Origin of the sequence: Allobosea rubneri (assembly GCF_032464875.1) — a bacterium.
GTDB classification, from domain to species: Bacteria; Pseudomonadota; Alphaproteobacteria; order Rhizobiales; family Beijerinckiaceae; genus Allobosea; species Allobosea rubneri.
The window spans coordinates 56,178-80,195 of the sequence record NZ_JAWDID010000011.1 but is presented as its reverse complement, the minus strand read 5'-3'; the positions used below and the strand labels follow the sequence as shown (position 1 = coordinate 80,195).

The 24,018-nt window shown below is 67.5% G+C and carries 24 protein-coding genes; 12 read left to right on the top strand and 12 right to left on the bottom strand.

Going from position 1 to position 24,018, the window contains the following annotated elements; translation table 11 throughout:
- Window positions 1-4: 4 nt before the first annotated feature.
- The 7 genes from RKE40_RS09875 to RKE40_RS09845 all read left to right on the top strand — a co-directional run bounded on the left by RKE40_RS09875 (window position 5) and on the right by RKE40_RS09845 (window position 7,351).
- Window positions 5-1,432, top strand: a complete 1,428-nt coding sequence (locus tag RKE40_RS09875) for an FAD-binding oxidoreductase (protein ID WP_316018063.1) — start codon at window positions 5-7, stop codon at window positions 1,430-1,432.
- 118 nt (window positions 1,433-1,550) lie between these two features.
- Complete coding sequence (locus tag RKE40_RS09870; protein WP_316018062.1) at window positions 1,551-2,399, top strand: transporter substrate-binding domain-containing protein; 849 nt, start codon at window positions 1,551-1,553, stop codon at window positions 2,397-2,399.
- 97 nt (window positions 2,400-2,496) lie between these two features.
- Entirely contained in the window at window positions 2,497-3,159 is a 663-nt protein-coding gene (locus RKE40_RS09865; protein ID WP_316018061.1) for an amino acid ABC transporter permease, read from the top strand.
- A 7-nt stretch (window positions 3,160-3,166) separates the two neighbouring features.
- Window positions 3,167-3,931 (top strand): amino acid ABC transporter ATP-binding protein, encoded by a 765-nt coding sequence (locus tag RKE40_RS09860; protein WP_316018060.1) that lies wholly within the window; start codon window positions 3,167-3,169, stop codon window positions 3,929-3,931.
- 17 nt (window positions 3,932-3,948) lie between these two features.
- The gene (locus tag RKE40_RS09855; RefSeq protein ID WP_316018059.1) at window positions 3,949-5,217 is read left to right on the top strand and encodes an NAD(P)/FAD-dependent oxidoreductase; all 1,269 of its coding nucleotides are present in this window, start codon (window positions 3,949-3,951) and stop codon (window positions 5,215-5,217) included.
- Window positions 5,217-6,185 (top strand): ornithine cyclodeaminase family protein, encoded by a 969-nt coding sequence (locus RKE40_RS09850; protein ID WP_316018058.1) that lies wholly within the window; start codon window positions 5,217-5,219, stop codon window positions 6,183-6,185. The genes RKE40_RS09855 and RKE40_RS09850 overlap by 1 nt, the downstream gene beginning before the upstream one ends.
- Window positions 6,182-7,351 (top strand): alpha-hydroxy acid oxidase, encoded by a 1,170-nt coding sequence (locus RKE40_RS09845; RefSeq protein ID WP_316018057.1) that lies wholly within the window; start codon window positions 6,182-6,184, stop codon window positions 7,349-7,351. The genes RKE40_RS09850 and RKE40_RS09845 overlap by 4 nt, the downstream gene beginning before the upstream one ends.
- Before the next feature lie 56 nt (window positions 7,352-7,407).
- On the opposite strand, the gene RKE40_RS09840 is transcribed toward RKE40_RS09845, so the two are convergent.
- The 5 genes from RKE40_RS09840 to RKE40_RS09820 form a co-directional block, all read right to left on the bottom strand.
- Window positions 7,408-8,106 (bottom strand): SGNH/GDSL hydrolase family protein, encoded by a 699-nt coding sequence (locus tag RKE40_RS09840; protein ID WP_316018056.1) that lies wholly within the window; start codon window positions 8,104-8,106, stop codon window positions 7,408-7,410.
- 68 nt (window positions 8,107-8,174) lie between these two features.
- Window positions 8,175-8,684 (bottom strand): hypothetical protein, encoded by a 510-nt coding sequence (locus RKE40_RS09835; RefSeq protein ID WP_316018055.1) that lies wholly within the window; start codon window positions 8,682-8,684, stop codon window positions 8,175-8,177.
- Between the two features lie 109 nt (window positions 8,685-8,793).
- The gene (locus tag RKE40_RS09830) at window positions 8,794-10,128 is read right to left on the bottom strand and encodes an ATP-binding protein (RefSeq protein ID WP_316018054.1); all 1,335 of its coding nucleotides are present in this window, start codon (window positions 10,126-10,128) and stop codon (window positions 8,794-8,796) included.
- Window positions 10,125-10,874, bottom strand: coding sequence for a response regulator (locus RKE40_RS09825; protein ID WP_316018053.1), 750 nt, complete (start codon window positions 10,872-10,874; stop codon window positions 10,125-10,127). The genes RKE40_RS09830 and RKE40_RS09825 overlap by 4 nt, the downstream gene beginning before the upstream one ends.
- 126 nt (window positions 10,875-11,000) lie before the next feature.
- Window positions 11,001-12,551, bottom strand: coding sequence for a phospholipase D family protein (locus RKE40_RS09820; RefSeq protein WP_316018052.1), 1,551 nt, complete (start codon window positions 12,549-12,551; stop codon window positions 11,001-11,003).
- A 167-nt stretch (window positions 12,552-12,718) separates the two neighbouring features.
- Here RKE40_RS09820 and RKE40_RS09815 point away from each other — a divergent pair, with 167 nt between their 5' ends.
- Window positions 12,719-13,549 carry an endonuclease/exonuclease/phosphatase family protein gene (locus tag RKE40_RS09815; protein WP_316018051.1) on the top strand — a complete coding sequence of 277 codons (831 nt, stop codon included), beginning with the start codon at window positions 12,719-12,721 and terminating at the stop codon, window positions 13,547-13,549.
- Window positions 13,550-13,578: 29 nt separating this feature from the next.
- On the opposite strand, the gene RKE40_RS09810 is transcribed toward RKE40_RS09815, so the two are convergent.
- The 7 genes from RKE40_RS09810 to RKE40_RS09780 form a co-directional block, all read right to left on the bottom strand.
- Complete coding sequence (locus RKE40_RS09810; RefSeq protein WP_316018050.1) at window positions 13,579-13,701, bottom strand: hypothetical protein; 123 nt, start codon at window positions 13,699-13,701, stop codon at window positions 13,579-13,581.
- Between the two features lie 286 nt (window positions 13,702-13,987).
- Window positions 13,988-14,983, bottom strand: a complete 996-nt coding sequence (locus tag RKE40_RS09805; RefSeq protein WP_316018049.1) for a TRAP transporter substrate-binding protein — start codon at window positions 14,981-14,983, stop codon at window positions 13,988-13,990.
- 63 nt (window positions 14,984-15,046) lie between these two features.
- A complete protein-coding gene (locus RKE40_RS09800; protein ID WP_316018048.1) occupies window positions 15,047-16,330 on the bottom strand; it encodes a TRAP transporter large permease subunit in 1,284 nt (427 codons plus the stop codon).
- Window positions 16,327-16,872 (bottom strand): TRAP transporter small permease, encoded by a 546-nt coding sequence (locus RKE40_RS09795; RefSeq protein WP_316018047.1) that lies wholly within the window; start codon window positions 16,870-16,872, stop codon window positions 16,327-16,329. The genes RKE40_RS09800 and RKE40_RS09795 overlap by 4 nt, the downstream gene beginning before the upstream one ends.
- Complete coding sequence (locus RKE40_RS09790) at window positions 16,872-17,852, bottom strand: amidohydrolase family protein (RefSeq protein ID WP_316018046.1); 981 nt, start codon at window positions 17,850-17,852, stop codon at window positions 16,872-16,874. Before RKE40_RS09790 ends, RKE40_RS09795 begins: the two co-directional genes overlap by 1 nt.
- A 175-nt stretch (window positions 17,853-18,027) precedes the next feature.
- Window positions 18,028-19,425, bottom strand: a complete 1,398-nt coding sequence (locus RKE40_RS09785; RefSeq protein ID WP_316018045.1) for a flagellar biosynthesis protein FlgA — start codon at window positions 19,423-19,425, stop codon at window positions 18,028-18,030.
- 38 nt (window positions 19,426-19,463) lie between these two features.
- A complete protein-coding gene (locus tag RKE40_RS09780) occupies window positions 19,464-20,135 on the bottom strand; it encodes a cyclase family protein (protein ID WP_316018044.1) in 672 nt (223 codons plus the stop codon).
- A 126-nt stretch (window positions 20,136-20,261) separates the two neighbouring features.
- On the opposite strand from RKE40_RS09780, the gene RKE40_RS09775 reads away from it, so the two are divergent.
- The 4 genes from RKE40_RS09775 (at window position 20,262) to RKE40_RS09760 (ending at window position 24,018) form a co-directional block, all read left to right on the top strand.
- Window positions 20,262-21,035, top strand: coding sequence for a GntR family transcriptional regulator (locus RKE40_RS09775; protein ID WP_316018043.1), 774 nt, complete (start codon window positions 20,262-20,264; stop codon window positions 21,033-21,035).
- 147 nt (window positions 21,036-21,182) lie between these two features.
- Window positions 21,183-22,196: a TRAP transporter substrate-binding protein gene (locus RKE40_RS09770; protein WP_316018042.1), complete on the top strand. Its 1,014-nt coding sequence runs from the start codon at window positions 21,183-21,185 to the stop codon at window positions 22,194-22,196.
- A 20-nt stretch (window positions 22,197-22,216) separates the two neighbouring features.
- Complete coding sequence (locus RKE40_RS09765; protein WP_316018041.1) at window positions 22,217-23,515, top strand: TRAP transporter large permease; 1,299 nt, start codon at window positions 22,217-22,219, stop codon at window positions 23,513-23,515.
- Complete coding sequence (locus RKE40_RS09760) at window positions 23,512-24,018, top strand: TRAP transporter small permease (RefSeq protein WP_316018040.1); 507 nt, start codon at window positions 23,512-23,514, stop codon at window positions 24,016-24,018. The genes RKE40_RS09765 and RKE40_RS09760 overlap by 4 nt, the downstream gene beginning before the upstream one ends.

Sequence of the window (24,018 nt, the reverse complement as noted above, 5' to 3'; positions counted from 1 at the left end):
CATCGTGCTCGATCGGCTGCGCGATATCGTTGGCGACAAGGGGCTCATCGCCGATCCCGGCGAGATGGCCCCCTGGCTGACCGATTGGCGCGAGAGGCGCCAGGGCAGGGCGCTCTGCGTCGTTGCCCCGGCCTCCACCGCCGAGGCCGCAGCCGTGATGCGGCTCTGTGCCGAGCAAGGCCAGCCGGTCTTCCCGGTGGGCGGCAACACCGGGCTGTGCTTCGGTGCGGTGCCCGAGAGTGGCCGCGCCGAGAAGCCCGGAATCGTCCTGTCGCTGCGCCGGATGAACAAGATCCGCGCCATCGACCGTGCCGGCAATATCGCGACCGTCGATGCCGGTGTGGTGCTCGGCGACCTGCATACGGCGGCAGCCAACGCCGGACGCCAGTTCCCGCTCCATCTCGGCAGCGAAGGCAGCGCCCAGATCGGCGGGCTGATCTCGACCAATGCCGGCGGGACGGGCGTCGTCCGCTACGGGCCGATGCGCGATCTCGTCGCCGGGCTGGAGGTCGTCCTTGCCGATGGCCGCGTGCTCGACGATCTCGCAGCCCTGCGCAAGGACAATACCGGCTATATGCTTCGGCACCTGTTCATCGGTGCCGAAGGAACGCTCGGCATCATCACCGGCGCGGCGCTGCGGCTGCACCCGCAGACCCCGAATACCGCCCACGCCTGGGTCTCGGTGGCCGATGCAGCCGCTGCGGTCGCTCTTCTCGCCGCCATGCAGGATCGGGCAGGCAGCGCGATCCAGGCCTTCGAACTGGTCTCCGCCTCGCAGTTCGAGCTTGTGGTTCGCCATGTCGAGCGCATCCGCATTCCCTTCGATGCCATTCCGGTCTGGTCGGTGCTGATCGAGCTCAGCAGCGAGGATGGCTCGACCGACCTTGGCGCCGTTCTCGAAGAGGTCCTCGGCGACTGCCTGGAAAAGGGTACGGTGGTCGATGCCGTCGTCGCCGCCTCGCAGCAGCAGGCCGACGAGTTCTGGCATGTCCGCCACTCGGTCTCCGAGGCCAACAAGAAGGAGGGCATCGGCGTCGTCCACGACGTCGCCGTGCGGACCTCCGATGTCGCGGGCTTCATCGCGGCCGCTGATGTGGTTGCCGCCGCGCGCTATCCGCAGGCCGTGACTCAGGTGGTCTGCCATCTCGGCGACGGCAATGTGCACTACATCCTGATGTTCCAGCGCGCCTTCTGGGCGAGCCTGCCGGACACGGAAGCCTTCGCGCTCGAAGTCGAGCAGGCGGTTCATGACGTGGCGGCGCGCTTCCGCGGCACTTTCAGCGCGGAGCACGGCGTCGGCCGCAAGCTGACCGAGGAACTCGAACGCCTCGCCGACCCGCTGCGTTACGAGCTGATGGGCAAGGTCAAGGCGCTGTTCGACCCGCATGAGCTGATGAATCCCGGTGTCCTGCTTCCGGCCAAGGCCGGGTGAGGGCGCTGCAAGAAAATCCGCCAGCGCTTCCCTCGGGGCGCGGGACGGCCTACCCGCCGAGACAAGCGGGATCGCGCTCCATCGACCATGGGGCATGTTTTCAATCGGGAGAGACGACATGACGACACGCAGGGATCTCGCCGGGCTGCTCGGCGCCGGCGCGGTTGCGGCAACGGCGCTGACGCTGGCTTCGAAGGAAGCCAGCGCGCAGGCGGCCACCACCAATACCTTTGAGCGCATCCTCAGCTCGAAGAAGCTCCGGATGGGCGCCGTCGCCGCCGGCCAGCCCTGGACCTTCAAGGACCGGGCGACCGGCAAATGGGGCGGGCAGTTCGTCGACATCGGCACCGCGCTCGCTGCCGACATGGATGTGCAGCTGGAGATCGTCGAGACCACCTGGGGCAACGCCGTCCTCGACATCCAGGCCGACAAGATCGACATCATGTTCGGCATGAACCTGACGCCGAAGCGCGCCCTGGTCGTCGACTACACCTCCACGGTCTATGACAGCGCGCTCGTCGTCATCGCCCGTCCCGGCTTCGAGCCGAAGAACTGGGCCGATCTCAACGACCCCAAGATCAAGATTTCGGTCGATGTCGGCTCGGCACACGACCATGTCGCCGCCCGGCTCTGCCCGAAGGCGCAGATCGTGCGCTTCAAGTCGCTGGAGGAGGCGACGCTCGCGCTCCGCAGCGGCCGCGTCGACGCCCAGAGCATCTTCTGGATGGGCGGCGTGCGCGCCGTGAAGCGCGACCCGGGGCTCGGCAAGGTCATCGTGCCGCAGCCGATGTTCGGCTCGACCTCGAACGCCATCGTGCGCCGCGAGACCGACAAGACCTGGCGCGACTTCGCCTCGGCCTGGATCACCTATTCGCGCGGCCTCGGCCTGATCCGCGAGGCGGTGGTGAACAGCCTCGCCCAGGTCGACCTGACGCTGGATGACATCCCGCCGGGCGTCACCTTCTGAGTGTGGGACAGGGTCTCCGGCTTCGCGCCGGAGACCCTCTTCCGGTTTCACCGGTTCCTGCGGCCTGGTCGCCGGGCAGGCTTGCGAAAGGGAAAAGATGTATACGTGGCGTTTCGATGCCGTCTGGGGCTACCGCGACCTGTTCCTGACCGGAACCGCGGTGACGATCGGTCTTACCATTGCAGTCGTCCTGCTCGGCCTCGTCGTCGGGCTGATCGCCGGTCTCGCGCAATTGTCGCGCTCTCCCGCGCTGCGCTGGCTGTCCTGGCTCTATATCGAGATGTTCCGGCTGACGCCGCTGCTCGTGCTGCTGCTCTGGTTCTACTACGCGCTGCCGATGCTGACGGGCATCAAGATCGACGCGCTGACGGCGGCGGTCGTGACGCTCTCGCTCTATGGCGGCTCGTTCTATGCCGAGGTCATTCGCGGCGGCATCGTCTCGATCGAGACCGGGCAGAGCGAGGCGGGGCTCGCGCTCGGCATGACCCCCGGCAAGGTGATGCGCCGCATCGTCCTGCCGCAGGCGATCAAGCGGATGATCCCGCCGCTGATGAACCAGTCGATCATCCAGTTCAAGAACACGTCGCTGGTCTCGGTTCTGGCGGTGCCGGACCTGCTCTACCAGGGTCAGATCGTCGCCATGGAGACCTATCGCGCCCTCGAGGTCTACACCGTGATCGCCGCGATCTACTTCGTCGTCCTGCTGCCGGCGACCGTGATCGTCAAGCGCGCCGAGAAGCGCCTGTCGCAGAGCAATTGAGGCAGAGATGACCACCAGCAAGATCGAAATCTCGGGCCTGCGCAAACAGTTCGGCGACCTCGTCGTCCTGCGTGACATCAACCTCAAGGTGGAAGCCGGCGCGGTCATCGCGCTGATCGGGCCCTCGGGCTCCGGCAAGTCCACCTTGCTGCGCTGCATGAACCTGCTCGTCGTGCCGGAAGGCGGACGTATCCGCATCGGCGACGATGTCTTCGCCTTCGACGGCAGCGCCAAGCTGCCCGGCGTGCGCGAACAGGCGCGCTTCCGCTCGAACACGGGCATGGTGTTCCAGCACTTCAACCTGTTCCCGCACATGACGGTTCTCCAGAACGTTATGGAGGGTCCGCTCTCGGTGAAGAACATGCCGAAGGCGGAGGCTGACGCGCTCGCCCGGCGGCTGCTCGACAAAGTCGGCCTCAGCGACAAGGTCGATGTCTTCCCGAACAAGCTCTCGGGCGGCCAGAAGCAGCGTGTCGCCATCGCCCGCGCGCTGGCGATGGAGCCCTCGGTGATGCTCTTCGACGAGGCGACCTCGGCACTCGACCCGGAGCTCGTCGGCGAGGTGCTGAACGTCATGCGCGCGCTTGCGGCCGAAGGCATGACGATGATCATCGTCACCCACGAGATCGGCTTCGCCCGCGAGGTCGCCGACCGCCTCGTCTTCATGCGCGACGGCGTGATCGTCGAGGAAGGGCCGGCCCGTGAGGTGATCGACAACCCGAAGGAAGAGGCGACCCGCGCCTTCCTCAGCCACTTCCACAATCGCGGCTGAGCCCTGAGGGCAGGACGATGACGGCTTCTTCCGGTTCGCATGTCGCCGTAATCGGGGGCGGCATCGTCGGCCTCGCCGCTGCGTTGGAAATCCAGCGCTCCGGCCATCAGGTGACCCTGATCGAGCCTGAGGAGCCGGGCGGCCGGCAGGCGGCCTCCTATGGCAATGGCTGCTGGCTCAACCCCGGCGCGATCATGCCGATCTCGCTGCCGGGGCTCTGGCGCAAGGTGCCGGGTTTCTTGCTCGATCCGACCGGACCTTTCGTCATCCGCTGGCGCGACCTGCCCGGGCTCGCCGGCTGGCTGCTCGATTTCGTGCTCGCCGGCCGCAACTGGGATCTGGTCGAGGCCTGCGCGCGCACCCGTTTCGAGCTGTGCAGGACCGCCGTCGACGAGCATGTCGCGCTCGCCGAGGAAGCGGGCGTTCCCGAGCTGATCCGGCGCGAAGGCGTGATGTACGTCTATCTCGATCGCTCGGAGTTCCTGGCCGAGGAGCGCGTCTGGCGGATGCGGCGCGAATTCGGCGTCCCCTTCAGCGAGGTTGGGGATGAGGAGCTGCGCCGGATCCAGCCGGAGCTGGCGCCGCGCTATCGTTTCGGTGCCCGGCTCGATGGCGGCGCCTACGTCGTCGACCCCGGTGCCTATTGCCGCGCGCTGGAGCAACTCCTCCTGCGTCGGGGTGGCAAGCGCATCGTCGCGCGCGCCACGGGCTTCGAATTCGCGGCGGGGCAGCTCAGCGCGGTGCGGTCGCAGGCCGGCCCGGTCTCCTGCGATAAGGCGGTGATTGCCGCCGGTATCGGCTCCCGCGAGCTGGCCCGTCAGGCAGGCGACCGCGTCAAACTGATCTCCGAACGCGGCTACCATGTCGTGCTGCAAGAGCCAGGCTTCGACATCCCTTGCGGCCTGATGCCGTCCGACGGCCTGATGGCGGTGGTCGCGACCCGTGAGGGGCTAAGGCTCGCCGGACAGGTCGAGCTCGCCTCGGTCTCGGCCGCGCCGGACTGGCGCCGTACCGAGATCCTGCTCGGTTTCGCCCGCAAGATGTTCCCGCAGCTGAAGATCGACGAGGCCAGGCTCGACCGCTGGATGGGCCATCGTCCCTCGACGCCGGACGGTCTGCCCTGCATCGGCGTCTCCACCGGCAGCCGCGATATCTTCCATTGCTTCGGACATGCCCATACGGGATTGATCCAGGCGCCGACTTCGGCCCGCCTGGTTGCGGCGCTGCTCGACGGCCGCGCGCCGCCCTTCGACCCGGCGCCATTCTCGGCAGGAAGGTTTGGTTGATGAGCGACGGTCTGCTCTATCTTTCTCGGCGCGAGGTTCGCGCGCTCGGCATCTCGCCCGGCGAGGTCCGCGAATCCGTGCTCCAGGCCTTCCGGGACCATGCTGCCGGGCTGAACCGCAGCCTGCCGAAGAAGTCGCTCGATCTCGGCCCGGGCCACGGCTTCCAGGCGATGTCCGCCGCCTCCGAGCCGGAGGCGATCGCCACGGTGAAATGGGTGTCGATGGCGCCGGTCGCGCCGGACAGCACGGCGCCCGGCATCAGCGCCCTGATCTGCGTCAACGACTATGCGACCGGCCTGCCCCTTGCTGTGCTGGATGGCGACGAGATCACCCTGATCCGTACCGCCGCAATGTCGGCCGCCGCCGCCTCCTATCTCGCTCCGGCTGAGCCGCTCACGATCGGCTTCGTCGGCTGCGGCCTGCAGGCCCACGCCCATCTCGCCGCCTTCCTCGATCTTTATCCCGGGCTGAAGACGGTGCTGGCGCTGAGCCGCAGCCGGGCTTCGGCCGAGCGCTTGGCCGAGGCAGCGGCGGTGCGCGGGCTTAGGACCGAGATCCTCGCCGACGCGGACGAACTGCTCGGCCGTTCCGACATCGTCATCTCGATGGTGCCGGGCGCGCCCGGGCTGAAGCCCTTCCTCGATGCCGGCCGGATGCGGGCCTCGTCCTTCGCCTCGGCGGTCGACATCGGCCGCAGCTGGCTTCCCGAGGCGCTGCCGGCCTTCGACTTCCTCGCGACCGACAGCCTGGCGCAGTCGACCGCGCCCTATGACGTCAATTCGCAGCCGGTCGAGACCGTCCGCTTCCAGGACGACCTGATCCAGATCGCGGCGCGCGGCGCCGGGCCGGCCGGGCAGGGGCGCCGGATGTTCTGCTTCCGCGGCTTCGCGCTGGCCGATCTCGCTCTGGCCGGACTGGTCGTCCGCAAGGCGCGCGCGGCCGGCGCTGGAACGAGACTGGAACGATGATCCTGACCGGCCTGAACGCCATCCTCAATGTCGAGGATGCGCGGCGCGCTGCCCGCCGGCGCCTGCCGCGTGGACTGTTCGAATATGTCGACCGTGGCGCCGAGGACGAGATCTCGATCGGCGGCAACCGGCGCGACCTCGATGCGGTGAAGCTCGCGCCCTCCGTGCTCGTCGATGTCTCGCAGCGCACGCAGGAAGCCGAGGTGCTCGGCCGCCAGCAGCCGTCGCCGCTGGTGATCGCGCCGACGGCCGTCGCCGGCCTGGTCTGGCGCGACGGCGAGATCGCCCTGGCGCGGGCTGCCGCCGCGGCGGGCATCCCGTTCTGCGTCTCGACCCAGTCGATCACCTCGATCGAGCGGATCGCGGACGAATCCGGCGCCGAACTCTGGTTCCAGCTTTATGTCTGGAAGAACCGCGAGCGCACTTTGGCGCTGCTCGACCGGGCCTGGGCGGCGGGTGCGCGGACGTTGGTGCTGACCGTCGACACGGCTGTGGGCCCCAACCGCGAATACAATCTACGCAACGGCTTCGGCATTCCGCTCAAGCCCTCGCTGCGCGCCGGGATCGATCTCGCGCTGCATCCGCGCTGGACCTGCGACGTGCTGCTGCGCTCTCTCATCGCCTCCGGCGTGCCGACCTATGCGCACTACCCGGACGAGTTCCGCACCCAGCTCGGCCGCGTCTCGCTCTCCGACGAGATGTCTCTTGCGACCGACGTGACCTGGGAGGATGTCGTGCTGCTGCGGAAGCGCTGGCAGGGCAAGCTCGTGCTCAAGGGCGTGCTGCGCGTTGACGATGCCCGCAAGGCGGCCGAGTACGGCGCCGACGCTATCGTCGTCTCGAACCATGGTGCCCGCAACCTCGATTGCGCGCCGGGGCCGGTCGAGGTGCTGCCCGCCATCGTCGACGCGGTCAGCGATCGGCTCGCCATCCTGGCCGATAGCGGCGTCCGGCGCGGCGCCGACATCGCCCGTTTCCTGGCGCTCGGCGCCTCGGGCGTGCTGATCGGGCGGGCGACGCTCTATGGCGTGGCGACCGCAGGCGAGGCCGGGGCGAGCCGGGTGCTCGACCTCCTGCGCAACGAGCTCTCAATCACGATGGGCATGCTGGGCGCGAGAACGCTCGCCGACTTGCCGGGCTGTCTTGCCCCGTCGAACCGCAGGTAGGGCGGCGCGAGCAGAGGCTTGAACCGGCGCATCGGCCTGAACCGACCGGCGGCGGCTCACTTTGCGGCAGGAAGGCCGAGCTTCCAGCAGAGTTCCGGCTCGCCGTCCCGCACGAAACTGGCATAGTCGCGCAGATGGACGCCGTCGCTGAAGGCGGCGCGAGGCTCCGGAACGCGTTCCGCTCCGGCAAAGAGGTCTGCATAGACGCAGCGCTGCGGCTCGCATGAACCGGCCAGCAGAGACGAGTAGCGGGTCGCCGCCGACCGCGGAAACAGGACGGCCTCCTTGTCGGCGACCGGCGGGATGGCGATCACGGCGCGGCGGTCGCTCCATGAGGTGCTGAGGCGTTGCCTGAGGCCTCCGAGGCCGGCCTTGAAACTGCTCTCGCCCTTCGCGGTCTCTGGTTCACGCTTCACCCAGATGTCGTTTGTGCCGATCGAAAGCAGCACCGCTTCGGCCTTGTGGGGCGGGGTTATCCTGCGGGCGAGATCGAGAACGTCGCCGACGAGTGCTCCCGACAGGCCGGCATTGACGACTGGCAGGCCGCAGAAGCTGGTCAGGAACAGCCGCTCGGCATGGGAATCGCCCATGACCACGATGTAAGGGCCCCTGACCTGATCGAGCTGGGTCCGTATGGTCTCAAGGCGAAGCTGCCGAAAACCGTCGAAAGGTCGGCGTAGCTCGCCATTGGCGAGCCAGCCATGGCCGGCCCAGCCGATCGTGGCTGCGAGCAGCATGAGGGAGGTGACGAGCATCGTCACTCCGACCCGCTTCAGCGTGTCGTGCGACAATGCGGGCCGGCGAGCAGTTGCAGCAGGCAGGCTCATAGCAGATTGGCCAGCCCTGCGAGCGAGCCGACGAAGGCGAACATCCGCGACGTGACGGAAGGGCGCTTCTGCTGTGGAGCAGCAATCTGGACTGGGCCTTGCGGCGCGTTGAACGAGACCGGGCGCCTCGGTGGCAGCGTCGCGATGACCGGGGATGCCTTGTGCGGCCGCGCCGGCGAAGCGGCCATGATGGCGACTGGCTTGCTGACGGTTGCCGCCGCGGCGGAAGTGCTCCGCATCGGTTCCGCGGCGAAAGCAATGTTGGTGTGGGGCATCGCCGCCAGTGCCCACTCTGCTCGGGCGAGGTGCGTCTCGAATTTCGGTGGTGCCGAAGCATTGCCCGGCAGCCGGTCGATGATCTTGCCCGTCGCGCTGTGCTGTGCCGCGATCGGATGCGGATTCGGTGCGGTGGGTGCCTGGACATTGGGCGCGCCGAGCAATGCGGCCGCGATGAAAGGGGCGGCCAGGGCGGTTAGCCGGCGGCGGTTCTGGGCAATTGCGAACATGACTGTCCCATTCGGTTCGCTGGGACAGTCGCGAGGCGGTCGGGCGAAATGCCGGCGCGAATGTTGCCGAGTGTTTCGCGCGTGTTGAAAGTTGTAGGTGCTTCGGCGCTCACGGCTGCGAGGGAGGCGCATGCCGCAGCAGCCTGATCCGGGCGATGAGGCCGCGCGGCAGGTTGTCATGCAGCGTCAGGTTCCCGCCATGGGCGGCGGCGATGGACTGCGCGATGGCCAGACCGAGGCCGAATCCCTCTGAGTCGATCCGACCGCGCGCTTCGTCGCCGCGCATGAAGGGCTCTAGCAGTCGCTGACGGTCATTTTCCGGGATGCCGGGGCCGTCGTCCGCGACCTCGATCAGCAGGCTTTCAGTCTCATCGTTCAACCGGACGATGGTTTGCGTTCCATAACGCACGGCGTTTTCGACAAGGTTCGTGACGGCACGCTCGAGTTGCTGCGCATCGCCCGTCACGACGATCCAGCGTGGGCCGTCATAGTGGATCTTGTGTCCGATATCGCTGAACTCGTCGGATATGGTCTGGAGCAGGCTCGATAGGTCGAAGGCGGCGCGCTTCTCGCGGCGGTTGGCGTCGCGGAGATAGGAAAGCGCGCCCTGGACCATCGTGTCCATATGAGCGAGATCGCGGGTGAACTGGCCGCGCAGCACGCCGTCCTCGATGAACTCGACCCGCAGGCGCATGCGCGTGATCGGCGTTCGCAGATCATGGCTGATCGCCGCCAGCATGCGCGTGCGGTCCGCGAACAGCGCGTGGATCCGGTCCCTCAGCCTGTTCAGGGCGCGCGCGGCGGTCCGGACCTCGGCGGGGCCTTCCTCCCGCAGCGGCGACGGGTCGCGATCGATCGAGAATTCTTCCGCCGCCGAGGCGAAGCGCGCCAGCGGCGCCGTGATGCCGCGCGAAGCCCAGAGGGTGAGGGCGCCGACATTGAGGCCGACAAGGGCGATGGTGGCGAGCACCAGAACCGAAAGCGGGCGTGGCGGTGGTTCCATGACACCGGCGGCGATCGTAACCTCGAGGCCGGCTCCGTCCGGAAACCCGATCGCGAACTGCCGCGGCGGCCCGCGCCCATCCGGCTCCGATAGAGGCGCTACCCGAAAGCCGTCGCCCAGGCGTCGGGCAATTCCGCCTCTGTCGGGATCCGGAGCAGCCCCCGGCGAGCGCCCGGAGAAGCTCTCGGTGAGCGTGAAGGCGAAGCGCTGATCCGCGCCGTTCGCGGTCGCGATCAAGGACTGGCGTTGTTCAGCCGGCGTCTGCGCCACGAGTTTGCTGATGGTCGCGATGGTTTCGAAGGCCGGCGGTCCCGGCCAGTTGCGTGGGGCTTGCAGGTACAGTGCGATGGCGAGGATCAGGTAGAGCAGGGCGATGACGCCGGCCACCAGCAGAGCGACCTGGGTCCCGATGCGGGCCGGCAGGCGAAACCACCGCCTCATCGCCGTTCGACGGCCGGAGTGAAGAGATAGCCGCCCGAGCGGATGGTCTTGATCATTTCCGGCTCGCGCGGATCGCGTTCGATCTTCTGGCGCAGGCGGCTGATCAGGATGTCGATGCTGCGCTCGAAGGGCGCGGCCGAGCGCCCCTGCGTCAGGTCGAGCAGGATGTCGCGCGAGAGCACGCGCCCCGGCCGCTCGCAGAAGGCCCGCAGCAGATCGAACTCCGCCCCGGTCACGGCGACGCGGATATCGTCGGGATTGCTCAGCTCGCGCTTGCCCGCGTCCAGGGTCCAGCCGTTGAACGCGAAGGCGCCCGGAGGGGCGTCCTGGTCAGGTTGCGCGCCTTGCTGCCGGCGCATCACGGCGCGGATTCGGGCCAGCAGCTCGCGCGGATTGAAGGGCTTCCCGAGATAGTCGTCGGCGCCCATTTCCAGGCCGATGATCCTGTCGACGTCCTCGCTGTGTGCGGTCAGCATGATGATCGGGATCGTTGTGCTCTGCCGAAGGCGACGGCAGATCGACAGCCCGTCCTCGCCAGGCAGATTGAGGTCGAGCACGATCAGGTCGAATCGCCCCTCCCGAAGAGCCCGGTCCATCTCGCGGCCGTCATGCACGGCTACGCTGCGCATGCCATTCTGGGACAAGTAGCGCGCGACGAGCGAGCTGATTTCGCGGTCGTCCTCGACGACCAGAATATTCGCCGATGTGTTCACGTCGATTACCAATGCCTCACGCGCCGCAACCATATCGGAGCGGCTTGTCCTCTGCAGCCCGGTGGATAGGCACCTATTGTTTCTGACGTGCCCGGCGAATGTTGCCGGGGCGTTGCAGTTTGTTTCCGGCAGAAACGTCGCCGCTGGCCGGATGGCTGCTCAGAGCTGCGACTCGATCGGCAGCACTCCGATGACGCTTGCCGCGAGGCGTCGGCCGAGACCCGCTCCAGGTTCCGAACGCAGCTTGCGCGCCTGTGTTGCCGCGGCATCGTTCCAGACGAGGCTGCTGCCTTCGATCGCGACCTGGTAGCTGCAGTTCGGGGAGGTCTGCGAGACGAAGATCGCGCGCATCTGCTCGACCAGCCGAGCGTCGTTGAAGATCACCCCCATCTCGGTATTGAGCGAGGCCGAGCGCGGATCGAAATTGAACGAGCCGACGAAGCCGACCCCGTCATCGACCGTGAACGCCTTGGTGTGCAGGCTCGCGCCGCGCGAACCGAACAGCGAGGGCCCATCGCGAATGATTTCCGGCCGGAGTTCGTAGAGGGCGACGCCGCTTTCGAGCAGGGGCTTGCGGTATCTCGCATAGGCGCCGTGGACGGCGACCACGTCGGTCGCGGCGAGAGAGTTGGTCAGCACCGAGATCTTCACGCCTCGCCGGGCGAGGGCGGCGAAGGCCGAGGCGCCCTTCCTGCCGGGAATGAAATAGGGCGAGGTGATGTTGAGCTCGTTGCGCGCGGCGGAGAGCGCGCGCAGCAGGCGCCCTGCCAGCCAGCCGGTGCCGCGCGGATCCCAGGCTTTCGCCGGCGGGTCGGAGACGACCTCGACCTCGGCGCTCCAGAGCAGGGAGCGGCCGGCCTCGGGCAGCACGTTGGCCTCCTTGCGCTCGGCGAGATTGGTCAGGAAGGGCGCAGCGTTGAGCAGGCGACGCGAGGGCCGCCTTGCCTGGCTCGCGAGCTTGCGGCGCAGCTTCGAGCGGCTGAGCGAGCAGAGCGGGATCACCGCGGGACTGTTCCAGAAATCGTCGAAGATGCGCTCGGCCTGCGGCACGGCCTCGCCGACCAGCAGAACGTCGAGGTCGTGGAAGTTGGTGGTACGTGAGGCGTCGAAATAGGCATCGCCGATATTGCGCCCGCCGATGATGGCGATCCGGCCATCGGCGATCCAGGCCTTGTTGTGCATCCGCCGTGTCGCCTTGAAAGCGCGCAGCGCCAGCTCGATTCCGCGCCGCAGGGAGCTGGAACGGTTGCGGCTCGGGTTGAACAGGCGGACCTCGATGTTCGGGTGGCGGTCGAGCCCGAGATAGCTTGCATCGTCGCCGCGCGTGTTGATGTCGTCGATCAGCAGGCGCACGCGCACGCCGCGGTCGGCGGCGGCGATCACCTCGCGGGCGAGCAGCCCGCCGGTCAGGTCGTCGAGCCAGTAGTAGTACTGCAGATCGAGGCTGCGTCCGGCATTGCGCGCGGCGAAGGCGCGCACGGCGAAGGCCTGGAGATTGTCGGCGACCAGCAGCAGGCCGCTCTGGTTCGGATGGTCGCGCAGCAGGGGTGCGACAGCACGGTCGAGAGCGGTTTCCTCATCGGAAACGGGCAGCGCCATGGTCGGTGCGCCGCGTGCCCGGCGGCTGAAGCGGCCATAGGAATAGATGGCGGCCAGCGACGAGAGGACGAACAGCGTCACGCCGAACAGCACGATCTCGAAAATGTGCATTTCCTCCTGCCGCTTTACCTCTTCCATCATAACGGGCTATCGCCGATGTCGTTCATTCTTTCGCGAACGACAGAACCTCGCCATGTTTGACGCATTGATCTCCTGCCGCCCTGCTGCGATTGCGGCACGGCAGTTGCTTGCGACCGGCTATGGAGATCGATGAAGTCATGCAGGATACGGAGCATCGCGGCCTGGCCCGGATTCGCCGGCTGCGCCCCGTCCGGATATCGACCTGGAGCAGGGATCGAGCGGGGAAGGCCCATGTCGGCAAGCCGCCGCGCAGCACGGATCTTCTGGTCGCCTCCTACAACATCCATAAGGCCGTCGGCCGCGACCGGCGTTTCGACCCCGACCGCATCGTCGACGTGATCGACGAGATCGGTGCCGACATCATCGCGCTGCAGGAGGCCGACCAACGCTTCGGCGAACGCGCCGGGCTGCTCGACCTCGAGGCGCTGAAGCGGCGTACCGGCCTGATCGCGGCGCCGGTGCAGGGCCGCGGCCATGGCTGGCACGGCAATGTCGTGTTGTTCCGCCCCGGCATCGTCACCGCGACGCGCGAGATCGTGCTGCCCGGCGTGGAGCCGCGCGGCGCCCTGATCGTCGATCTGACGCTGCCGGGAGGCGATGTCCGCATCATCGGCGCGCATCTCGGCCTGCTGCGCCATTCGCGTTCGCGCCAGATCGAGACGCTTATCGCCGCCGCCAAGCCGACCGATGGTCGCCCTGTCTTCCTGATGGGTGATTTCAACGAATGGCGGGTCGGCCGCCGCTCGGCGCTGCAGGGGCTCGCCCCGAAATTCGGTCCGCTCCAGGCGGCGATCCCGAGCTTTCCGGCGCGTTTCCCATTGTTGGCGCTGGACCGGATCGTCGCCTATCCCGCCGACCTGATCGCCAGCGTCGAGCTGCACGATTCACCGCTGGCGCGTGTCGCCTCGGATCACCTGCCGATCAAGGCCTCGGTGCATCTGCTGTCGGAAGATCGCTCGCCGCATTGAGAGCAGGGGCCGCGGTGTCACGGTCCAGATCAGCGTGAGTTCTGTCCGCGGCGCGGGCTCGGCCTGTCCGCGGCATGCTCGTCGCGTGTCCAGCGCAGGAAGGCCGACAGGCGCAGCAGGCTCTGCTTGGTCAGGTGCAGGATGACGTACATCGCGGGTCTCCAAACGGCGACGAGCCCACGATAGCATCGTGGTGCTTTTAGCGTTGTTGACGCGGCGCAAGCTGCTCCGACAAATCCCCGCGAACGCCCGGCTCAGCTCCGAGGCGTTGCGCTGATCATCCGCGGTCAGAGCCCTGTGGGTCAATGAAACCGCATTTCAAAGATCGACGCGAAGCCGAGAAAACGTTCTTCCGGGGTGTCGGCCTCCGGAAGAGAATGCTGCCCGCGCCCCCGGCAAGGGGCGCGGCGTTTGGCGGCGAGGCCAAGCGGGCTCGCCTCAGACGGCGGCCTTCTTAATGGCGTCGAGCGTCTCGCTGCCGAACTTGCCGACGAAATCCTTCTCGACCTCGGCGGTCACGATCCTCGCGAAGGAATCGCGGTCGGGGGTCTCGACGGCCTGCATGCCGGCCTTCTTGAGGGCGGCGAGGCTCGATCCCTCGGTGTCCTCGTTCATCTGGCGCTGGATGCCGGCGATCTCGACTGCGATCGTCGGCAGCATCGCCTGGATGTCGGCCGGCATCGCGTCGAACTTGGTCTTGTTCATCACCAGCGGGCCGGTGGTGAAGGCGTGCCGCGTCAGCGAGAGATGCTTCTGCACCTCGTTGAACTTGGCGTTCAGGATCAGCGTCACCGGGTTTTCCTGGCCGTCGACCGCGCCGGTCTCCAGTGCCGTGAACAGCTCGGTGAAGGCCATCGGGGTCGGCACCGCGCCGAGCAGCTGGAAGGCCTTGATATGGGCCGGATTCGGCGTGGTGCGGATCTTCAGGCCCTTGATGTCGGCGGCGGTCGCGACCGGGCGGCGATTGTTTGTCAGGTTGCGCCAGCCGATCTCCCAGGTCGCGAGCGCCTTGAGGTTCGAGCCCTCGAGCTCCTTGCGCAGGCCGTCGCCGATCGGGCCGTCCATGACGATCGCCGCATGCTTGCGGCTCTGGATCAGGAAGGGCAGGTCGAGCACGTTGAGCTTCGGCGCGAGCCCGGTGAAGAACGGATTGCCGGTCAGGCAGATGTCGAGCGAGCCGCCACGCACCGCACTGATCGTCTGCGCGTCGGAGCCGAGCGCGCCATTGGCGAAGACCTGGACTTCGTAGCGGCCCTGGCTCTTGGCCTTGACCTGCTCGGCGAAGAGCAGCGCGGCCTTGTGCCAGCTATCCGCTTCGGGGTGTGGGTGGGCGAAGCGCAGCTTCGTTGTCTGCGCCAGGGCCGGGCGGCCGATGGCGAACAGGGCGATGCCGGCGCCGGCACCGGTGAGGGCGGTCCTGCGGGTGATGCTCATGATGGCGTCCTCCTTGTGTGGTTTTGTCGTCGTCTTGTTCTGTCGTCGGGTGTGGCAGGCGCGTTAGCGCCCGTAGAACCATCGGGCCGGCACGGTGACGATCTCTGGCACGAGGATCAGCAGCAGCAGCACCGCGCATTGCGAGAGCAGGAACGGCATCACGCCGCGGATTACCTTGTCCATCGGGATGCGCCCGACGGCGCAGACCACGTTCAGCACGACGCCGACCGGCGGCGTCAGCAGCCCGATGGCGTTGTTCATGATGAACATCACGCCGAAATAGACCGGGTCGATGCCGGCCTGCTTGACGATCGGCATCAGCACCGGCGTCAGGATCAGCACGGTCGGGATGAAGTCGAGCGCCGTGCCGACGACGACGACGAGGAACATCATCGCAAACATCAGCAGGGTCTTCGACTCGATCAGCGGGCCGAGGAGACCGGCGACCTGGCCGGGGATGTCGGCGATGGTGATGAGCCAGGCCGAGACCATGGCGGCCGCGACCAGGAACATCACCGCCGCTGAGGTCTTCAGCGCGGAGAGCAGCGCCGGCCGTAGATGCTCGATCTTGAGTTCGCGATAGACGAAGGCGCCGACAAAGCCGGCATAGACCGCCGCGACCACGGCGGCCTCCGTCGGCGTGAAAGCGCCGGCCTTCATGCCGCCGATGATCAGGAAGGGCAGGCCGAGGGCCCAGAGCCCGTCGAGCAGCGCCTTGCCGACCTCGCGGCTGCTGGCGCGTTGCACGCGGGCCGCCGGTTCGTCGCGGGCCACGATGTACCAGGTGATGAACAGCGCCAGCGCCATCAGGATGCCGGGCACGATGCCGGCGATGAACAGGCGCGTGATCGAGACGCCGGCCGCGACGCCGAACACGACGAAGCCGATCGAGGGTGGGATCACCGGAGCGATGATGCCGCCGGCCGAGATCAGCCCGGCTGCGCGCGGCAGGTTGTATCCGGCCGCCCGCATCATCGGCAGCAGAATGGCCGCGAGCGCGGCCGTATCGGCGACGGCCGAACCCGAGATGCTCGCCATCACCAGTGCGGCGATCACCGCGACATAGCCGAGGCCGCCACGGACATGGCCGACGATCGTCACCGCGAGCGCGATGATCCGGCGCGACAGCCCGCCGGCGTTCATCAGCTCGCCGGCGAGCATGAAGAAGGGCACGGCCATCAGCGGGAACGAGTCGGCACCGCCGACCAGGTTCTGCGCCAGGATCTGCGCGTCGAAAGTGTCGAGCTGCAGCATCAGCGCGACGCCGCAGACCAGCAAGGCGAGCGCGATCGGCATGCCCAGCGCCATCGCGCCGAGCAGCGAGCCGAGGAAGACGAAGATCGTCACCGCTGCTTCTCCTCGGCCTGATGCGCCTCGAAAGCTGTCAGCTCTTCCGATTCCGCCCCGAATACCAGCTCGGCATCCGGCATCCGGCCGGTGAGCAGCCGCGCCAGCGCGATCAGGTTTAGCGCCGCGATGCCGAGCCCGCCGGCGAGCCCCGCGAAATAGGTCACGGCGACGGGCACGCCGGTGACCGGCGCGTGATTGTCGAGATTGATCACCGCCTGCTGCCAGCAGCCGATGATCAGCAGCACCATGCACAGCAGCGAGAGCGCCTCGACCGCGAGCCGGCACCACCAGCGGCCATTCCGGCCCAGCATGTTGACGACCGTGGTCATGCCGAGATGCTGGCCGTCCTTGGCGACGAGGAAGGCGCCGCCGAAGGTCAGCCAGACGAAGACCATCCGGGAGACTTCCTCCGACATGATGATCCCGGAATTGAAGCCGTAGCGCAGCACGACATTGCCGAAGACCATCGCGATCATCACGACGAAGCCTGCGATCAGCAGGTCTTCGGTGATCCGCAGCAGCAAGGCACGCAGTTTCATCAGCGCGCTCCGGCTGCCGCCACGGGCGCCAGCCCGTACCAGCGGGCGGCATTGTCGTGGAACAGCGCCAGCCGTTCCGCGGGCGCCCGATCGGTGGTCGCCGCCTTGAAGACATCGAAGATCGTGCCGAAATCGGCGCAGAGCCCGTCCACCGGGAAGTTGCTGGCGAAGGCGCAGCGTTCGACACCGAAGGCCGAGATCATGCCCGCGATCACCGGGGCCTGCAGCTCGAGTGTCCACGCGCGGCCTGGGACGCCGATGCCGGAGATCTTGGCAACGACATTGGGCTGCTTCGCCAGGCGCTCCAGCGCGGCTTGCCAAGCCGCGAGCGCTTCGGCACTGCGGTCCGAGGGCAGGCCGGAATGGTTGAGGATGATCGTGGTGTCGGGGAAATCGCGTGCAAGCTCCGCCGCCTCGTCGAGATGCCACCACGGCGTCTGCAGGTCGAAATGCAGGCCGGCCGGGGCGAGCTTGGCATAGCCCTCGCGCCATTTCGGATCGCGCATCGAGCCCGGGGCATTGAAGCCCGCATGATGCGCCTCGCGGCTCACCGCCGCCGGCTTGTGGCGGACGCTGCGCACGATCGGCATGTCGCGATAGGCGGCAGCGACCGAGGCTGCGTCCTCGCCGTCGAGCCAGATCTGGCCGATCGCAGCGTCGGGTGCGCCATGCTCGGCTGCGACCTCTGTCGCCCAACGCATCTCGCCGACGGGGTCGCGCGGATCCCATTCGCCCTCCATCAGCACGCTGCCGACGACGAGATGGCCGGCAGCGACGCGCCGATAGTCGGCCGGCATGAAGTCGCGCCGGATCGCCGTGTAATCGCCGTAGCGGAAATTCGTCAGGATGTGGTCGCTCAGCCAGGGATGACGGTTCCGGCCGAGATCGAAGAAATGGTGATGCGGATCGATGATTGGCAGGACCGCATCGTCCCCGGTGTCGAGGAAGCGGGCGCGTTGTGCGGGGGAGGCGACGGGCATCTGCTCAGTTTCCGGCGGCTGTTCGGGCGCGGCCGGGCGACGAGCCGGGCCGGTCGGAGGCCGGGACTGGGCACATATCGCGGTCTCCCCGATGTTTCCTCGATGGTCTCGTCGCTTGAGCGATCGTTTGGCAGGCTATGCTGTATGCTGCATACAGCATAGCCTTAACAATGTGTCAAACCTTGCCGGTGTTGAACAGGGCGTCCTGCTCGCGGCGCAGCTGCACCAGCGTCGTCGACTCATCCAGCGCGATGTCGGCGCAGGTCAGGATCGCGCCTCGTGCCACCGGCCGAACCACAGGCCGGCCAGCGGTCAGGTAGTACGGCACGGGCTCGTCGGCGCCGAGCGGGCGCGCCGGCTGGAGCAGCGGCTCGAGCCCGCCGATGACATGGCGATAGCCCATGGTCAGCGTCTCGCCGGGGACGAGGTCGCGGCTGGCGCGGGCCACGAGGTCGACGCGCGGCAGCACCTCGGCGCCGCCGGTCGACTGCCCGAGCAGCGCGGCCGAGAGGGCCGACATCGGCGCTTCGGCACCGAGCAGATGGACCGGGTTATGCACCAGCACATAGCGGCCATCGGGCGAGCAGGGGATGCCCTTGCCGGCGAACAGCGCCCCGGTCGTAAGATCGGGCGCCTCGGCGATGACGAAGACGCCGCCGGCGAAGGACAGCTCGTCCGGCCGGCGCAGGCAGTTGAACATGTCGACCTTGCCGGAGCCGGAGAGCAGGCCGCCCTCGGAAGCAGGCCGGAAAAGCGTCGGCAGCTCGGTGGTACGCGCGATCGGCGCGTGCATCTCGGCGATATCCGGCATCAGACCGGTATGGTTCGAGACGATGCCCATCTCGCAGAGGTCGGGCACGGTGGCGCGCGGGAAGGGCAGCTTTGCGCGCTCGGCCAGCAGCGGCAGCGGGTTGCTGCCGAGGCGGCCGAAGGCGGCGGCGAAATCCTTGGCGTCGGCCGGGGTTTCCCAGGCGGTGACCGTGCCGGTCTCCGGATCCCAGACGAAATCCGACTCGCTCGACTTGCCGGCGGCGACGATCGGCAGGCCGAGCATGCGCGCCCAGCCGATCAGGCCGATCAGCAGGCTGGGCTGGTCGCCGTCGACCGGAGTGTGGACGACACCGTTCTGCTTGGCCTTGTGCGCCAGGATCGGGCCGATGATGCACTCGGCCTCCTTGGTCACCATGACGCAGTGGCGGCCGTTCTCGATCGCGGCGAGGGCGACTTTGGCTGCGCCTTCCGGATCGCCGGTCGCCTCGACCACGAGGTCGACGGCCAAGCTGGCGAGATGGTCGGAATTGTCGATCAGCGCGACGAGGCCGCGCTCGAGCGCAGCCTTCGCTTCGGCCGCACTCCGGCAGTCGGCGAGGTCGCTTTCGCTGAAGCCGCCCGCGAGCGCGGCCTTGCGGGCGCGGGCGAGATCGAGGTCGCAGACCACGCGCGGCGCGATATGCGCGGTGCGGCGGGCCTGGCCGATGAAGCTGGCGCCGAATTCGCCGGCGCCGACGAGGGCAGCCGAAACGACACGCCCGGCGACATCCGGCCGGGAGGCGAAGAAGTTCTCGATGTTCAAGGTCTTGGACTTTCAGTTCGGGATTGAATCGGGCCGTGTCAGACCGGCAGACCCTCGATGGCGTAGAAGCGCGCGGGCGCACCGTCGGCGTTCGGAATCAGCAGCGGTGCTGCCGAGAACAGGTTGCGCGGCGCGCTGAGGCGGCTGGTGTTGCAGACGTATTCGATCAGCGTGACGCCGTGCGAGAGCAAGACGTGATGCGTCACATGCTCCGGCTTCGGCACCTCCTTGCCTTCGAGCAGCAGGCGGATCGGGTAATCCTGCGGGAAGTCGAAAGCGACGGCGGTCGGCTTGCGGGCCGCCAGCCACTGCGCCGATTCAAGCGTCAGCCAGGGCGCTTCTGTCCAGAAGGTCTTGTCCTGATAGTCGCGCCGGTCGCTCCAATGCGCGGCGAGCAGGAGGATTTCGCCCTCCTTGCCGCCGGGGTCGGCGGCGGCGAGGTGCTCGGGCTCGATCGGCGCATTCGCCGGGCGGGCGCTGAGGTCGAGCACGCGGCAGGCGCCGACCACTTCCGAGAGCGGCGTCGCCTCGATCGTCGGCGCGCCGGCGACGAAATGCGCGGCGGCGTCGACATGCGAGAAGCCATGGCAGGGGCCGGCGATCTTCGAGACGCGGAACTGGTCGCCCGCGGCGATGTCGCCCTTGATCGAAAGTTCGACGGGCCAACGGAAATGCGGCGCGATCGGCATGCTGAGGTCGATGATTTTCATGGCAGCATCCAGCAGAGCTCGGCTCCGCCCTCAAAAAAATGTTGCGGGCGGGCTCTCGGTAGAGGGTCGGCATCTTGCATGCAAGAAAATTTGACCGTCAAGTGTGACGGGAGTGTACAACCGGCCATGACCATTTCGGACGATACGACGCCGCTCGCGGCGCTTCTCGCGCAATTGCCGCCGCCCGAGCCGGGCAAGCGCAAGGGCCATCTGCACGGCAACACCGTCGCACGGCTGCGCAATCTGATCGTTACCGGCGTGCTGGCGCCGGGGACCAAGCTGAACGAGCGTGAGCTCTGCGATCAGCTGGCGATCTCGCGCACCCCGGTGCGGGAAGCGATCAAGACGCTGATCCAGGACGGCCTGCTGCGCGCTCTGCCCAATCATTCGGCCGTGGTCTCGGAGCTCGATCTCGACGAGGTCGTGGCGCTGATCGAGGTCGTGACGGTGGTCGAGGGCCTCGCCGGCGAGCTGGCGGCGAAGCACATCAGCGACGAGGCCGTGGCCGAGATCGGCATGCTACACTACCGCATGCTGCTGCATCATGCCCGCGACGAACTCCCCGGCTACTTTGAAGCCAACAAGGCTTTCCATCGCCGGATCGTCGAGCTTTCGGGTAATTCGATCCTGCTCTGGGTCTGGGAGCTGTTGGCGCTCAGGGTCGATCGCGCCCGTTTCTCCTCCAATCTCTGGCCGACACGCTGGCGCACCGCGATCGAGGAGCATCAGCAGATCCTCGATGCGCTGACCGCGCGCGATTCGGCCCGCGCCGGCCAGGCGCTGCGCAGTCATGTCCGCAACGGCCTCGAGGGGCTGGTCGCCTCGCTGCGCGCGAAGCAGGCGGCCGCGCAGCCCGAGGCCGAACGAGGCAAGAAGCAAGGCGGGGCCACCTCGCGATAGCGCCGCATCTTTCGGCAGGGCGCCGAACGCGGTTGACGGCCCGCATTCTTGCATGCAACTTTTCCGGTGAGGCCGCACAGACGGCTCGTACGGTCGCTGCTGACAAAGCCGGCGGCCGGCTGCAATCACCGGGGAAGGAAGAACGCCATGGTCGGGAAGATCACGTGGACGCGTCGCTCGCTGCTGGGGGCCGGCGCGGCACTTACTGTCGGCCTGCCGGCGATCAGGCCCGCCCGCGCTGCTGTCGAATTGCGGCTGACCCACCCTGCCGACACCAGCCATCCCGTGCACATCGAGGCCGAGGCGATGGTCAAGCGCATCGCCGAGCGCACCAATGGCCAGGTCAAGATCGCGATCTTCCCGAACAATGCGCTGGGGTCGCCGGTCGAGGCGGCGCAGCAGACGCGGCTCGGCGCAATCGACATGATGATGCTGAACCCCGCCAACATCGAGGCGCTGTCGAAGACGATCGGCGTCATCAACATCCCCTACCAGTTCGACAGCTACGAGCACGCCCACAAGACGCTCGACGTCACCGGGCGCGACTGGATCGCCGAGCAGCTCAAGATCGCCGGCTTCACCTGGATCTCCAATCTCGAATGGGGCTTCCGTGCCGTCACCAACAGCCGCAGGCCGATCAACCAGCCGGCAGACGTACAGGGCCTGAAGATCCGCGTGCCGCCCGAGCTCGCGATCAAGGCCGCCTTCGAGGCGCTCGGAGCCAGCACCCAGACCATCGCCTTCCAGGAGGTCTATCTGGCGCTCGCCAACAACGTCGTCGATGGCCAGGATAATCCGGTCGGGACCACCTTCGCGGCCAAGTTCTACGAGGCGCAGAAGCACATCGCCCTGACCCGGCACATCTACGCCTCGATCATGTTCTGCGCCAATCCGCGGGTCTGGACCGGCAAGCTCACCGAGGAACAGCGCAAGATCATCAGCGAGGAAGGCACCAAGGCCGGTGCCGGGGCCCGCAAGGGGGTGCGCGACAACGAGGAGAGCAATCTCACCGCCATGGAGAAGGCGGGCGTCGCGGTCACCCGGCCGGATGTCGCGCCCTTCCGCGACAAGATGGGCCCTGCCTATGAGCAGCTGCGCAAGGCGCTCGGCGACGAGACCTGGAACAGCTGGACCAAGCTGGTCGCAGCCGCCCGCGCCTGATCGAGAACCAGACGCCGACCATGCTCATCACCGCCATCCTGCTCGGCGTCTGCTTCGTCATCCTGATCGGCCTGCCCATCGCGGTGGCGCTCGGCCTCGTCGCCATCGTCACCATGGTGGCGACGGTCGGGCCCGATCTGCTCGTCATCTTCATCCAGCGTACCTATGCGGGAACGACCTCGTTCCCGCTGCTGGCGATCCCGTTCTTCGTGCTTGCCGGCAATCTGATGAATGTCGGCGGCACGACCGAGCGCATCTTTAGCGTCGCGCAGCTCTGTGTCGGCCGGATCCGCGGCGGCCTCGCCCATGTCAACGTCGTCGGCAGCGTGATCTTCGCCGGCATGTCGGGCTCGGCGGTCGCCGATGCCGCCGGCATGGGGGTGATCGAGCACCGCGCCATGACCAAGGCCGGCTATAGCGGCCGCTTTGCCGCGACGATCACCGCGGTCTCCTCGACCATCGGTCCGATCATCCCGCCGAGCATTCCCTTCGTCATCTATGGCAGCCTCGCCAATGTCTCGGTCGGGGCGCTCTTCCTCGCCGGCATTGTACCCGGTCTCCTGATGGCGGTGGCGCTGATGGCGCTGATCGCCGTCTCGGCCAAGCACATGAACCTGCCGCGCGGAGAGGCGCTGCCGCCCTTGCCCGTCGCCGCGAAGACGGTCGCCAAGGCCGGGCCGGCGCTGCTGCTGCCGCCGACGATCCTGCTCGTCATCTTCACCGGCCTCGCGACGCCGACCGAAGCCGCGGTCGTCGCAGCCGCCTATGCCTTCATCCTCGGCCGCTTCGTCTATCGTGAGCTCGACTGGGCGGCGACCCTCGACGTGCTCTGGGACACGGCGCGCCAGACCGCGCAGGTGATGTTCATCATCGCGCTCGCCGCCCCCTTCGGCTGGGTGCTGATCCAGCAGCAGATCCCCAACGCCATCCTCAACGCCTTTCTCGGCCTCTCCTCCGAGCCCTGGGTGATCCTGCTGGTCATCAACGCGGTGCTGCTGATCCTCGGCATGTTCATCGAGGGCATCGCCATCATGATCATCGCCTATCCGGTGCTGCTGCCGATCATCGCCAAGATCGGCGTCGATCCCGTGCATTTCGGCGTGATCCTGGTACTCAACATCATGATCGGGCTGGTCACGCCGCCGGTGGGCCTCTGCCTCTATGTCGTCGCCGGCATCGCCAAGATCTCGATCGCCGAGATCACCCGCGAGATCTGGCCCTATGTGCTGGCGCTGATCGCGGTGCTGATGCTGATCACCTATGTGCCGGCGATTTCGCTCTGGCTGCCGCACACCCTCGGCTACGGAGTCGCGCGATGATCGCCGCCCTGCGCTTCGCCGACCGGCTGGTCGGGGCTCTCTGCAAGGGCGGGGCGATCGTCTGCCTGCTCGGGCTCTTCGTGCTGCTGGGCAGCGCGATCGTGCTGCGGCTCGTCCCGCTCTTCACGATCATGGGCTATGACGAGATCGTCGAGCTGCTCTTCATCTGGCTGGTGATGCTGACCTCGCTGGCGCTCTGGCGCGAGGGCTCGCTCTATCGCGTCGTGCTGTTCGAGGATCTGCTGCCCGTACCGATGCGCCGGTTCCTCGAGATCGGCATCCATGCCGTGATGTTCGGCTTCGCCCTGGTTCTCGTGGTCTATGGCCGGGAGTTCATGGAGATGTCGGGCGAGACCACACCCTTCCTGCGGCTCGACAAGGGCTGGTGGTACGCCGCCATCCCGGTCACGGGCGCGCTGATGGCGGTCTACAGCCTGGTCTGGATCTGGCGGGCGGTCCGGCGCGGCGAGACCCTCGAAGCGACCGCGACGCTGGTCGGCTGA

Coding starts and splice junctions, on each gene's coding strand:
- RKE40_RS09815 (WP_316018051.1), top strand. CDS start 12,719: ATGCAGGATACGGAGCATCGCGGCCTGGCCCGGATTCGCCGGCTGCGC.
- RKE40_RS09870 (WP_316018062.1), top strand. CDS start 1,551: ATGACGACACGCAGGGATCTCGCCGGGCTGCTCGGCGCCGGCGCGGTT.
- RKE40_RS09765 (WP_316018041.1), top strand. CDS start 22,217: ATGCTCATCACCGCCATCCTGCTCGGCGTCTGCTTCGTCATCCTGATC.
- RKE40_RS09795 (WP_316018047.1), bottom strand. CDS start 16,872: ATGAAACTGCGTGCCTTGCTGCTGCGGATCACCGAAGACCTGCTGATC.
- RKE40_RS09850 (WP_316018058.1), top strand. CDS start 5,217: ATGAGCGACGGTCTGCTCTATCTTTCTCGGCGCGAGGTTCGCGCGCTC.
- RKE40_RS09825 (WP_316018053.1), bottom strand. CDS start 10,874: ATGGTTGCGGCGCGTGAGGCATTGGTAATCGACGTGAACACATCGGCG.
- RKE40_RS09835 (WP_316018055.1), bottom strand. CDS start 8,684: ATGTTCGCAATTGCCCAGAACCGCCGCCGGCTAACCGCCCTGGCCGCC.
- RKE40_RS09865 (WP_316018061.1), top strand. CDS start 2,497: ATGTATACGTGGCGTTTCGATGCCGTCTGGGGCTACCGCGACCTGTTC.
- RKE40_RS09860 (WP_316018060.1), top strand. CDS start 3,167: ATGACCACCAGCAAGATCGAAATCTCGGGCCTGCGCAAACAGTTCGGC.
- RKE40_RS09805 (WP_316018049.1), bottom strand. CDS start 14,983: ATGAGCATCACCCGCAGGACCGCCCTCACCGGTGCCGGCGCCGGCATC.
- RKE40_RS09820 (WP_316018052.1), bottom strand. CDS start 12,551: ATGCACATTTTCGAGATCGTGCTGTTCGGCGTGACGCTGTTCGTCCTC.
- RKE40_RS09845 (WP_316018057.1), top strand. CDS start 6,182: ATGATCCTGACCGGCCTGAACGCCATCCTCAATGTCGAGGATGCGCGG.
- RKE40_RS09780 (WP_316018044.1), bottom strand. CDS start 20,135: ATGAAAATCATCGACCTCAGCATGCCGATCGCGCCGCATTTCCGTTGG.
- RKE40_RS09760 (WP_316018040.1), top strand. CDS start 23,512: ATGATCGCCGCCCTGCGCTTCGCCGACCGGCTGGTCGGGGCTCTCTGC.
- RKE40_RS09775 (WP_316018043.1), top strand. CDS start 20,262: ATGACCATTTCGGACGATACGACGCCGCTCGCGGCGCTTCTCGCGCAA.
- RKE40_RS09790 (WP_316018046.1), bottom strand. CDS start 17,852: ATGCCCGTCGCCTCCCCCGCACAACGCGCCCGCTTCCTCGACACCGGG.
- RKE40_RS09810 (WP_316018050.1), bottom strand. CDS start 13,701: ATGTACGTCATCCTGCACCTGACCAAGCAGAGCCTGCTGCGCCTGTCG.
- RKE40_RS09855 (WP_316018059.1), top strand. CDS start 3,949: ATGACGGCTTCTTCCGGTTCGCATGTCGCCGTAATCGGGGGCGGCATC.
- RKE40_RS09830 (WP_316018054.1), bottom strand. CDS start 10,128: ATGAGGCGGTGGTTTCGCCTGCCGGCCCGCATCGGGACCCAGGTCGCT.
- RKE40_RS09840 (WP_316018056.1), bottom strand. CDS start 8,106: ATGCTCGTCACCTCCCTCATGCTGCTCGCAGCCACGATCGGCTGGGCC.
- RKE40_RS09770 (WP_316018042.1), top strand. CDS start 21,183: ATGGTCGGGAAGATCACGTGGACGCGTCGCTCGCTGCTGGGGGCCGGC.